General features: G+C 63.4%; 13 protein-coding genes. 7 read left to right on the top strand and 6 right to left on the bottom strand.

What is annotated here, in order from left to right; genetic code table 11:
* Nucleotides 1-273: 273 nt before the first annotated feature.
* A complete protein-coding gene (locus tag JaAD80_RS14095) occupies nucleotides 274-1,449 on the top strand; it encodes a tetratricopeptide repeat protein (RefSeq protein WP_102294885.1) in 1,176 nt (391 codons plus the stop codon).
* Here JaAD80_RS14095 and hemW read toward each other — a convergent pair.
* From hemW to rph, 3 genes are all read right to left on the bottom strand, one after another.
* Nucleotides 1,446-2,720 (bottom strand): radical SAM family heme chaperone HemW, encoded by a 1,275-nt coding sequence (gene hemW / locus JaAD80_RS14090; protein ID WP_180979418.1) that lies wholly within the window; start codon nucleotides 2,718-2,720, stop codon nucleotides 1,446-1,448. The genes JaAD80_RS14095 and hemW overlap by 4 nt on opposite strands.
* Nucleotides 2,717-3,310 (bottom strand): RdgB/HAM1 family non-canonical purine NTP pyrophosphatase, encoded by a 594-nt coding sequence (gene rdgB, locus JaAD80_RS14085; RefSeq protein WP_102294883.1) that lies wholly within the window; start codon nucleotides 3,308-3,310, stop codon nucleotides 2,717-2,719. The genes hemW and rdgB overlap by 4 nt, the downstream gene beginning before the upstream one ends.
* Nucleotides 3,311-3,494: 184 nt before the next feature.
* Nucleotides 3,495-4,223: a ribonuclease PH gene (gene rph, locus JaAD80_RS14080; RefSeq protein ID WP_102294882.1), complete on the bottom strand. Its 729-nt coding sequence runs from the start codon at nucleotides 4,221-4,223 to the stop codon at nucleotides 3,495-3,497.
* A gap of 312 nt (nucleotides 4,224-4,535) precedes the next feature.
* On the opposite strand from rph, the gene JaAD80_RS14075 reads away from it, so the two are divergent.
* From JaAD80_RS14075 to JaAD80_RS14055, 5 genes are all read left to right on the top strand, one after another.
* On the top strand, nucleotides 4,536-5,426 hold the full coding sequence (locus JaAD80_RS14075; protein WP_102294880.1) for a YicC/YloC family endoribonuclease: 891 nt from the start codon (nucleotides 4,536-4,538) through the stop codon (nucleotides 5,424-5,426).
* Between the two features lie 3 nt (nucleotides 5,427-5,429).
* Nucleotides 5,430-5,756 (top strand): hypothetical protein, encoded by a 327-nt coding sequence (locus tag JaAD80_RS14070; RefSeq protein ID WP_102294879.1) that lies wholly within the window; start codon nucleotides 5,430-5,432, stop codon nucleotides 5,754-5,756.
* Nucleotides 5,757-5,894: 138 nt separating this feature from the next.
* A complete protein-coding gene (gene gmk / locus JaAD80_RS14065) occupies nucleotides 5,895-6,533 on the top strand; it encodes a guanylate kinase (RefSeq protein ID WP_175533142.1) in 639 nt (212 codons plus the stop codon).
* A 60-nt stretch (nucleotides 6,534-6,593) separates the two neighbouring features.
* Entirely contained in the window at nucleotides 6,594-6,797 is a 204-nt protein-coding gene (rpoZ, locus tag JaAD80_RS14060; RefSeq protein ID WP_010400723.1) for a DNA-directed RNA polymerase subunit omega, read from the top strand.
* Between the two features lie 82 nt (nucleotides 6,798-6,879).
* Nucleotides 6,880-9,162 carry a bifunctional (p)ppGpp synthetase/guanosine-3',5'-bis(diphosphate) 3'-pyrophosphohydrolase gene (locus JaAD80_RS14055; RefSeq protein WP_102294877.1) on the top strand — a complete coding sequence of 761 codons (2,283 nt, stop codon included), beginning with the start codon at nucleotides 6,880-6,882 and terminating at the stop codon, nucleotides 9,160-9,162.
* Nucleotides 9,163-9,342: 180 nt separating this feature from the next.
* On the opposite strand, the gene JaAD80_RS30335 is transcribed toward JaAD80_RS14055, so the two are convergent.
* The 3 genes from JaAD80_RS30335 to greB form a co-directional block, all read right to left on the bottom strand.
* On the bottom strand, nucleotides 9,343-9,666 hold the full coding sequence (locus tag JaAD80_RS30335; protein WP_146012388.1) for a hypothetical protein: 324 nt from the start codon (nucleotides 9,664-9,666) through the stop codon (nucleotides 9,343-9,345).
* Nucleotides 9,667-9,741: 75 nt separating this feature from the next.
* Entirely contained in the window at nucleotides 9,742-9,927 is a 186-nt protein-coding gene (locus JaAD80_RS31990) for a transposase (RefSeq protein WP_374755245.1), read from the bottom strand.
* 130 nt (nucleotides 9,928-10,057) lie between these two features.
* Nucleotides 10,058-10,624, bottom strand: coding sequence for a transcription elongation factor GreB (gene greB / locus JaAD80_RS14045; protein ID WP_102294876.1), 567 nt, complete (start codon nucleotides 10,622-10,624; stop codon nucleotides 10,058-10,060).
* A gap of 115 nt (nucleotides 10,625-10,739) precedes the next feature.
* Between greB and JaAD80_RS14040 the strand changes: the two genes are divergently transcribed.
* A partial coding sequence (locus JaAD80_RS14040) for a hypothetical protein (protein ID WP_102294886.1) occupies nucleotides 10,740-11,192 on the top strand: 453 nt, incomplete at its 3' end.

Raw genomic sequence — 11,192 nt, 5'->3', positions numbered from 1 at the left:
GGCGCCGCAACGCCAGCCCCAGGCCCCGGCGCGCAAGCCGGCCGCGCCCAAGGCCGCCGGCACGACGAATGCCGCAGCGCACAAGACGCCATCGCACATCACCGGCGACCAGGACTGGGAAGAGTTTTAAGATCGCCGCGCAATGTCTGCCGGCCACCGTGCCGGCGGCCTTGAAAGTATTTGACAGCGGGGCCAGGCGCGCCGATACTGGATTCAGGTGGGACTGGCGCGCCACCGCGACATGAGCAAGCCGGCGCCTCTCAGGGAGAGACCATGCGCCCCTATCTTGCCACCGTCCGGTGCCTCACGCGCCTCGGCGCCGTCCTGCTGTGCGCCGTGTTCGCAGCCTGCAGCGTCACGCCGCCCGCCAGCCTGCCCTCCATCTTCAACGACAGCGATTTCGCGCCGGCCATCGGCGTCGACGCCGGCGCGGTGTTTGCCCTCGACGACGCCATGCGGCAGTATGTGCAGACGGAGGTGGGACGCGAACGGCGCAACAAGAATCCCCGCGTGGCGCTCTACGATGCCCTGTACGACAAGTCGCAGCTGAAGCTGGAATATGATGCGGCCAAGACGCGCAATGCCAGCGAAACGTTTGCCGCGCGCAGGGGCAACTGCCTGTCGCTGGTGATCATGACGGCGGCGCTGGCCCGCGAAATGGGCTTGAAGGTGCAGTACCAGGAAGTGCTGGGCGAAGAAAACTGGAGCCGCAGCGGCGACATGTATTTTGTCGCCGGCCATGTCAACCTGGTGCTGGGACGGCGTCTGGACGACAATCCCAACAATTACGATACGAATGGCACGATGGTGATCGATTTCCTGCCGTCCGGCGACGTGGCCGGCTACCGCACGCGCGAGATCAGCGAAGCGACCATCCTGGCCATGTACATGAACAACCGCGCCGCCGAAACCATGAGCGAAGGCCAACTGGCGCAAGCCTATTGGTGGGCCAGGAGCGCCATCGTGCAGGACCCCTCATTCAGCGGCGCCTACAACACCCTGGGCGTGATCCAGTTCCGCCATGGCGACCTGGCGCAGGCGCGCCGCACCCTGGCCCACGCGCTGGCGCGCGCGCCGGACAATACCGTGCTGCTGTCCAACCTGGCGCAGGCGCTGGAAGCGTCGGGCATGGCCGAGGAAGCGCTGCCGCTGCGCCGCCGCCTGCTGGCGCTGCAGCCGCAGCCGCCCTTCCACTACTTCAACCTGGGCAAGCTCGCCATGCAGCAGGGCGACTACGGGCAAGCCATCCGCCTGTTTTCGCGCGAAATCGCGCGCGACCCGTACTACCACGAATTCCATTTCTGGCTGGCGCAGGCGTATGCGCGCATGGGGCAACTCTCGCTGGCCGGCAAGCAGCTGGAACTGGCGCTGGACAACAGCACCACGCGCAGCGACCAGGGCCTGTACGCGGCCAAGCTGCAGCGCCTGCGCGCCGCCACGGCGCACTAGTCTTCGAGGAACATCTGCTGCAGGTCGTTCAGGAAGCTCAATCCCAGTTGCGTCGGGCGGATGAGCTGGTGGTCGCGGTACAGCAAGCCTTTCGCCTCGGCCGCGTTGAGCGGCTTGTCGATGGCGTTGATGGCCAGGCCCGTGCGCTCGGCGAACAGATTCGGCGAGAAGCCCTGCGTCAGACGCAGGGTGTTGAGCATGAATTCAAAACCCATCTCCTCGCGCGCCAGCTCGCGCTCTTCCTGCACCGGGTTGCCGGCGCTGACGGCTTCCATGTAGGCCTTCGGCTGCTTGTAGCGGGCCTGGCGCAGCACGCGGTGCGGGAACGAGATTTTACTGTGCGCGCCGGCGCCGATGCCCAGGTAGTCGCCGAACTCCCAGTAGTTGCGGTTGTGCCTGGCCTGGCGGCCCGGCTGCGCATACGCCGACACTTCATAGCGGCCATAGCCCGCCTGCGCGGCGCGCGCGGCCACCATGTCGGCGATGTCGGCGCTCTCGTCGTCGTCCGGCAGCACGGGCGGGTACTTGGCGAACAGGGTGTTCGGTTCCAGGGTCAGGTGGTACAGCGACAAATGCGGCGGCGCGAACGACAGCGCCGTCTCCAGGTCCTGCTGCGCTTCGGCCAGGGTCTGCGTCGGCAGCGCGTACATCAGGTCGAGGTTGAAATTGTCGAAATGCGCATGCGCGATATCCACCGCGCGGCGCGCCTCGCCATCATCATGGATGCGGCCCAGCGCCTGCAAATGGCGGCCGTTGAAACTCTGGATGCCGACCGACAGGCGGTTGATGCCGCTGGCCCGGTAGGACTTGAACTTGTCCGTCTCGAACGTGCCCGGATTGGCTTCCATGGTGATCTCGCAATCGGGCTCCAGGGGCAGCAAGGTGCGCACGTCCGACATCAGCCGGTCCAGGCCCGCCGCCGACATCAGGCTGGGCGTGCCGCCGCCGATGAAGATGGTGTGGATCTTGCGGCCCCAGATCAGGGGCAGCGCCATTTCCAGGTCCAGCCGCAGGGCCGCCAGGTAGTCCGCTTCCGGGAAGCTGCCGCGCACCTCGTGCGAATTGAAGTCGCAATACGGGCATTTCTTCACGCACCACGGGAAGTGGATGTACAGCGACAGCGGCGGCAGCGCCGTCAGGTTCAGGGCGCCCGGCTGCAGGTAGCGCAGCGCCGCGCCGGCCGCGCCGGAAATGCCTTCCTGCGGCGCGGGAGCGGCGCCGGGCTTGGCGGCAGGCTTGGCGGCAGCGCCCACCAGTTTGATCGGAATCATTGCACGGCCCGCAGTTTCTCGACCAGCGCGCGCAAGGCCTGGCCACGGTGCGACAGTCCGTTCTTTTCCACGGACGTCAGCTCGGCCGCGCACTTGCCCAGCGCGGGAATATAGAAATGCGGATCGTAGCCAAAGCCGCCCTGGCCGCGCGGCGTGGCGATCATCTCGCCATTCCAGCGGCCGTCGGCGATCACCGGCTGCGGGTCATCCGCATGGCGCACATAGACCAGCACGCAGTAGTAGTACGCGGACTTGTCGGCATGCGCTGCCAGGTCGGCGATCAGCTTGGCGCTGTTGGCGGCATCCGACTTCGGCTCTCCCGCATAGCGAGCCGAGTACACGCCCGGCGCGCCGCCGAGCGCATTGACGCACACGCCCGAATCGTCGGCCAGCGCCGGCAAGCCCGTCAGGCGTGCCGCGTGGCGCGCCTTGTGCAGCGCGTTTTCAACGAAGGTGTGAAATGGCTCGTCGCATTCGGGCACGTCGTACTCGCCCTGGGCGTGCACGGAGAAACCGATGGTCGAGAGCAGCTCGTTGAATTCCTTGAGCTTGCCGGCGTTGTTGGAGGCGAGGATGAGGCGTTGGGTCATTGACAATATCCGGGTTGGGCCAGCCCTGCGCGGAACTGCGGGGCTGTATGAAGTGCCGACATTGTAAACCTTTTGCGCGGCCCCTACCCTGGCCTGCCGCTGCCGCAAAAAGCGGCAGCCGTGGGCTTTTTGCCCGGCACGGCGGGCGGCGATGTGTAAATCTATGTAAAGATCAGATGAAAGATCAGATACCCAGCGCCTGCTTCTGCATGGCGATCAGATCGGCGATGCCGCCCTGCGCCAGGTCCAGCAAGCGGTTCATGCCGGCGCGGTCGAATGCAGCGCCTTCGGCCGTGCCCTGGACTTCGATGAAGTGGCCCGCTTCCGTCATCACCACGTTCATGTCCGTATCGCAGCCCGAGTCTTCCACGTAGTCCAGGTCCAGCACCGGCATGCCCTGGTAGACGCCCACCGAGATGGCGGCGACAAAGCTTTTCACGGGGATGGCGGTGATCGCGCCGCGCGCCTGCAACTGGGTGAAGGCGTCATACGCGGCCACCATGGCGCCCGTGATCGAGGCCGTGCGCGTGCCGCCGTCGGCCTGGATGACGTCGCAATCGAGGTGCAGGGTGCGTTCGCCGAACGCCTGCAAATCAAAGGCGGCGCGCAGCGAGCGGCCGATCAGGCGCTGGATTTCCTGCGTGCGGCCGGACTGCTTGCCGCGCGCCGCTTCGCGGTCCATGCGCGTGTGCGTCGAGCGCGGCAGCATGCCGTACTCGGCCGTCAGCCAGCCCTGTCCCTTGCCCTTCAAAAAGCCAGGCACCTTGTCTTCGATGCTGGCGGTGCAGATGACCTTGGTGTCGCCGCACTCGATCAGCACCGAACCTTCGGCATGCTTGGTGTACTGGCGGGTGATGCGGATGGCGCGCAGCGCGTCGACGGCGCGGCCGCTCGGGCGGGATTCAAATGTCATGGGGTGTCCTGTGTGATTGGGGTTGCGGCAGCGATTCTAACACCGCGCGCCCGCATATTTGCAGCCATGCAACAGCACGGGGCCGCCCTGGCCAGCGGCGGCGATGATGCACACATGATCCCTACAATCCTGCCCCGCCGTACACAATTTTCTTTACAATGCCGTAAAACGCACACTATTCAGCAATTTTCAGGCCATCCGGCGATCCGGTCCTGTTTTACGGCGCGGGCGGGTATTGCCTGCGCTGGCTGATTAAGTGTATAAGTGACTGTATACAAGATCAAATCGGGGAATCCTTTGAGCATTTCAAGCATGACAGGCTACGCGGTTGCCACCAGCGAAGGTGCTGCAGGCACACTGACAATTGAAATCAAGAGCGTCAATTCGCGCTTTCTCGACCTGCAATTCCGCATCAATGACGATTTGCGGGCGCTGGAGCCTGACTTGCGCGCCGCCGTCATGTCCGCCATCACGCGCGGCAAAGTCGAGGTACGCCTGAGCTTTGGCCGCAAGGCCGCGACCGCCGGCACGCAAGCGCTGAACGTGCCCCTGCTGGCGGAACTGGCACGCCTGCAAAACGAAGTGGGCCAGCATTTTGTCTCCGCGCCCGTCATGACGGTGGCTGAACTGCTGCGCTGGCCCGGCGTCATCGAAGAGGCGCAAGTGGGCCAGGAATCCCTGCAGGCCGACGTGGGCGCGCTGACCCGCCGCACCGTGGCCGCCTTCGTTGACAGCCGCAAGCGCGAAGGCGCGGCGCTCGAAGCCGTGCTGGTGTCGCGCATCGAGGCGATGGAAGCCATCGTCAAACGCATCACCCCCCTGATCCCGCAAGTGGTGGCGGCCTTCCAGCAAAAAGCCATCGAGCGCATGCAGGACGCGCTGGGACTGGCCAGCCAGGGCTCGAATTCGGCCCTGTCGCGCCAGGACGCCATGGAACGCATCCGCCAGGAAGTGATTTTGTATGGCATCCGCATCGACGTGTCGGAAGAGCTGGCCCGCCTGTCGGCCCACCTGGGCGAAACGCGCCACATCCTGACCAAGGGCGGGCAAGTGGGCAAGCGCCTGGACTTCATGATGCAGGAACTCAACCGCGAAGCCAACACCCTGGGCGCCAAGGCGTCCGTCAAGGAACTGGCCGACGCCTCGATGGACCTGAAGCTGCTGATCGAGCAGATGCGCGAACAAGTGCAGAACCTGGAATAAGCCATGCTTGCTCCACGCACATGGACACTCGCCGGCGCCGTCCTGGCGCTGCTGGCGGCAGGCGCGCAGGCGCAAACGGCGCAGCAGCCGTCGCCTTACGCGATCGAAAGCTGCACCTTCGGCTGCTTCGTGCTGAAAGAACGGGGCGCCGCCATCTACACGGGTACCGATGCCGCCTCGTACCGCATCTGCTCGCGCAGCAGCCTGGGCGCGGAAGTGTCCGTCGACAGCACCGTCGTGCGCCTGAATAACCGCGACTGCACCGATGTGAACGGACGGGCCATCGTCCTGAATGCCGGTGAAATCGCACTGGGCCGCTTGCCCCGCTGAGGCAAACAAGGCAAGCTGGTTTTTTGCCATGCCGCCGGCAAGGACTGGCTCACCGCCTTGCCTCTTGGTAAAATAGCGGATTGGGCGCCGCCTGCGCAGGCAAGCGCGCCAACATCACACGATTATGGAAAGATCCGCATGAGCCACCCTACCGCCTTCTCCGGCAGCCTGTTCGTGGTTGCCGCGCCTTCGGGCGCTGGCAAATCGACACTGGTCAATGCATTGCTGGCGCAAGAGCCCGGCATCAAGCTGTCGATCTCGACCACCACGCGCGCGCCGCGTCCGGGCGAGCAGCATGGCCGCGAATACTATTTCACGACGGCGGAAGACTTCGTCGCGCGCGCCGAACAGGGCGAATTCCTGGAATGGGCGGAAGTGCACGGCAATTACTACGGCACCTCGCGCATCATGGTGGAGCAGCAGATGGCCGCCGGCACCGATATCCTGCTGGAAATCGACTGGCAGGGCGCGCGCCAGGTGCGCAAGCAATTCCCCCGCGCGGCCGGCATTTTCATCCTGCCGCCATCGATCGACGCGCTGGAAGAGCGCCTGAACAAGCGCGGCCAGGACGAGCCGCACGTGATCACGCGCCGCCTGCTGGCAGCCGGCGGCGAAATCGCACACGCTCCAGAGTTCGAGTATGTTATTATCAATGAAGAGTTTACGGTCGCTTTGTCCGAACTGAGCGCGATCGTGAGAGCGGCCCGTTGCCGGTTTGCGCAACAAGCGGCCCGCAACGCATCGCTATTCGCCCAGCTGGGCCTGCACGCGGAATAATCGCCGCCACCGCACGCCAGTTCATACACAGCACCACGCAAAACAATTTTAGGAGTTACCATGGCCCGTATCACAATCGAAGATTGCCTGAAGCAGATCCCTAACCGTTTCCAGCTGACCCTGGCCGCAACTTACCGCGCACGCCAGTTGTTGCAAGGCCACACCCCAAAGGTGGAAGCCAAGGACAAGCCTACCGTTGTCGCACTGCGCGAAATCGCTGCCGGTAAAGTCGGCATCGAAATGCTGAAAAAGGTCCCGATGTAATTGGGAACCCGCGTGCCGGAACAGTGCTGACCCCTGGTTCTACCGTATCCTTTATTCACACTGTGAAGCAACGCGACGTTTTATGAGTCTGACCCCAGCCGACACGACTTCCGCAGCACTGCCGCCCCTGGCTTCGCGCCAGGCGGCAAAATCCCAGGGCGCTTCCGCGCCCGGTACCGGCACGTCCGGCAGCAATACCCCCGCAACACCGCCAGCACCCGCGCTGGGCGTGGCTTCCGTCAGCCACCTGGCCGACAAGCTGGCCGAATACCTGTCCCCCGCCGACCTGAAAAAAGTCAAGGAAGCCTACCGCTTCTCCGACGAAATGCACCTGGGCCAGATGCGCCGTTCGGGCGAGCCGTATATCTCGCATCCGATCGCCGTCGCCGAAATCTGCGCCGACTGGAAGCTCGACGCGCAAGCCATCATGGCCGCCCTGCTGCACGACGTCATGGAAGACCAGGACGTCAAGAAGGATGAATTGATCGAGCGCTTCGGCGCGCCGGTGGCGCACCTGGTCGATGGCCTGTCGAAGCTGGAAAAGATCGAGTTCCAGAGCCAGATCGAAGCGCAGGCGGAAAACTTCCGCAAGATGCTGCTGGCCATGGCCTCCGACGTGCGCGTGATCCTGATCAAGCTGGCCGACCGCCTGCACAATATGCGCACCCTGGACTTCATGACGGCGGCGAAAAAGCGCCGCATCGCCAGCGAGACCATGGAAGTGTATGTGCCGATCGCGCACCGCCTCGGCCTGAACAACATTTATCACGAGCTGCAGGACCTGTCGTTCTCGCACCTGTACCCGATGCGCTACCGCACCCTGGCGAAAGCCGTCAAGGCGGCGCGCGGCAACCGGCGCGAAGTGGTCAACAAGATCATGGAAGCGGTGAAAAGCACCCTTTCCATGGCCGAGCTCGACGCAGAAGTGACGGGCCGCGAAAAGACCCTGTACGACATCTATAAAAAGATGCGCAGCAAGCATTTGTCGTTCTCGCAAGTGCTGGACGTGTACGGCTTCCGCGTGGTGGTGAACAGTTTTGCCGACTGCTACGTGACCTTGGGTACCCTGCACAGCCTGTACAAGCCCATGCCGGGCAAGTTCAAGGATTACATCGCGATCCGCAAGCTGAACGGCTACCAGTCGCTGCACACGACCGTCATCGGCCCCTACGGCACGCCGGTGGAATTCCAGATCCGCACGCAGGAAATGCACCGCACGGCCGAGTCCGGCGTAGCGGCGCACTGGCTCTACAAGAGCGGCGAATCGAACCCGTCCGACCTGCAGCAGCGCACCCATGCGTGGCTGCAATCCTTGCTCGACATCCAGCAGCAGACGGGCGACTCGGCCGAATTCCTCGAACACGTCAAGGTCGACCTGTTCCCCGATTCCGTCTACGTGTTTACGCCGAAGTCGAAGATCATCGCCCTGCCGCGCGGCGCCACGGCCATCGACTTCGCCTATTCGATTCACACGGGCATCGGCGACCAGACCGTGGCCGTCAAGATCAACAATGAAACCTCGCCCCTGCGCACCGAGCTGCACAATGGCGATATCGTGGAAATCATCACCGATTCCTCGTCGCGCCCCAGCCCGACGTGGCTGTCGTTCGTGCGCACCGGCAAGGCCCGTTCGGCCATCCGCCACCATCTGCGCACGATCAACCTGCCCGAATCGATCGCCCTGGGCCAGCAATTGCTGTCGCAGGCGCTGCACACCCTGAACATCGACGCCGACCTGCCGGCGCCACTGGTCGAACGCCTGCTCAACGAGTCGAGCGCCAACTCCATGGACGAGCTGTACGCGGACATCGGCATCGGCAAGCGCATGGCGACGCTGGTGGCGCGCCACATCTTTGGCCTGATCGGCGGCGAAGCGGCCAGCATGCCAGTGGAACACAATAGCGGCAGCGAGCTCGACCCTGTCACCATCTGCGGCAGCGAAGGCGTGTCCGTCCAGCTGGCGCCATGCTGCTTGCCGATTCCCGGCGACCAGATCATCGGCCAGCTGCGCCGCGACCAGGGCTTGCTGGTGCACACCAGCGACTGCTCGCAAGCCAAGCGCCAGCGCGCCAAGGAACCGGACCGCTGGATCGCCGTGCGCTGGGGAACCGAACTGAACCGCCGCTTCGACTGCCGCATCAAGGTACTGATCAACAGCGAACGGGGCATCCTCGCCCGCGTCGCCGCCGAAATCGGCGAATCGGACGCCAACATCATCTATGTGGGCATGGACGAAGACAAGGACAACGTCCTCGACCAGCTGCGCTTCACCGTGCAGGTCAAGGATCGCGTCCACCTGGCCGCCCTGCTGCGCAATGTGCGGCGGGTAGCCGGCGTGAACCGCATCCTGCGCGAGCGTAACTAAGAATTGTTGGCAAAGAGCTGGGGTCAGACCCGCCGGGGCAATACGTCCCAATGGGGCGCATTCCAATCGCGAAGCGACTGACCCAGGCCCTTATGTTTTGCTGATTCGAACGTTATTAATTAACACAGCAAAAAGCTGGGGTCAGACCCGCCGGGTCTGACCCCGGATCTCCGCTGCTGGCTACCGACTCCTTTCCGCAACTCGCTGTAAAAACGCCTGGTCGCCTACCGCAAATTCAGCATGGAGTGCCTCACGCAGTTGTCCAATGCAACGCTCGCCCAACTCATCCTGAAATAACGTTTGGTATTTCTCTTGCCGTTCAGACGCGTCACGTCCAAGCGTCAAATACAAGGAATGCGGAGACAGCAGATCATCATTTACGCCCTGCGCATTGCTCCGATAGCTGGACCAGCAATATTGCCCAGGCAATGCCACGATACCGCCCCTGACGGGATTAAGTTCGATATAGCGCTGGCAAATCAATAAATAACGCTCGCCCTGCACCAGGCAAGACTTGTAGCGACCTTCCCACAAGCTGCCGGTGCGTCCATAACGCCAGTTGAAATACTGCCCATAACGCTAGTTCAGCATTTTCATCAGCGACGACAGGGAGATTGTGCTTTGCGTGGAGAGCAAGAGATGCACATGATTGCTCATCAACACATAAGCATGCAGATGGCATGGCGCAAGCACCAAACAACTGCGCAGATAATCAAAATAGCGCTGCTTGTCCTGCCCATCAGGAAAGCATGCTTGGCGATTCACTCCACGCTGCACCACATGCAGCGGAACGCCGGGCAAGACGAGGCGAAGGCGGCGGGGTATGGCAACTCCTGATACCAACTAAATGATCAGTGTGCCCGCGTGCGCATCAGCCACCCTGCGTCACCGCAAACTACCCCTCTCCCGGCGCCGGATACGTCACTTCCAGCAATTCCAGTTCCTGCGGGCCCTGCGGCGTGTTGAGGGTGATCAGGTCGCCTTCGCGCGCCTTGGTGATGGTGCGGGCCATGGGGGAGATCCAGCTGATCTTGCCATTCAAGGGGTCGAATTCATCGATGCCGACGATGGTGATGGTGTGCGTTTCGCCGTCTTCTGTCCGGTAGGTAACAGTGGCGCCAAAGAACACCTGGTCACTGCCATGGTGCACGCTGGGGTCGACGATGGCGGCCAGGTCCATGCGTTTTGTCAGAAAGCGGATGCGGCGGTCGATTTCGCGCAGGCGCCGCTTGCCGTAGATATAGTCGCCATTTTCCGAGCGGTCGCCATTCGACGCCGCCCAGTGGACGATGCGCACCACTTCCGGACGGTCGACGTCGATCAGCTGCAGCAGCTCTTCCCTGATGCGCTGGTAGCCGGCCGGCGTGATGTAGTTCTTCGCGCCGGGCGGAATGGCCAGCGCCAGGGCGGCCGCTTCCTCGTCGTCGTCGTTGTCCGATTCTTTTACAAAGGCTTTATTCATCTGTCTATTGTAGCCCCGCCAGACGGTGCCTGGCACACCGCAAGCGGGGGCAAGCGGGCTTTTTTGACGTATCATCGTGGCAATCGCGGCAAACATCCGCCGCGCACGGAGACGGATGAAAAAATTCTACAGAGTCAGGCGCTGGCTGTTCGCGCCGCTGGTCTACCTGGCCGCCATTTTCCTGCTGGCCGAGGAATGGCTGTGGGCGACGGGCACGCGCATCATGCAGGTGGTGGCGCAGTTTCCGCCGCTGCATGCGCTCGAAGCGTGGATCAAGCGATTGCCGCCGTACTGGGCGCTGGCCATCTTCGTGCTGCCGGCCGTGCTGCTGTTTCCCGTCAAGCTGCTGGCCTTGCTGGCCATCGCGCGCGGCCATGCGTTTTCCGGCATCGGCGTGATCGTCGTCGCCAAGCTGGGCGGCGCGGCGGCCGTCGCGCGCCTGTACAGCCTGACGCGCCCTACTTTGCTGAGCCTGCCATGGTTTGCGCGCTGGCATGGCTTGTTCATGGAAACCAAGGACCGCTGGATCGCCCGCCTGCGCGCCACGCGTCCATGGCGCCGGGTCAGC

The sequence above is a fragment of the Janthinobacterium sp. AD80 genome (assembly GCF_002878455.1).
Lineage (GTDB): Bacteria > Pseudomonadota > Gammaproteobacteria > Burkholderiales > Burkholderiaceae_D > Janthinobacterium.
The sequence above is the reverse complement of the archived record's forward strand: the minus strand, read 5'-3'. Positions and strand labels throughout refer to the sequence as shown.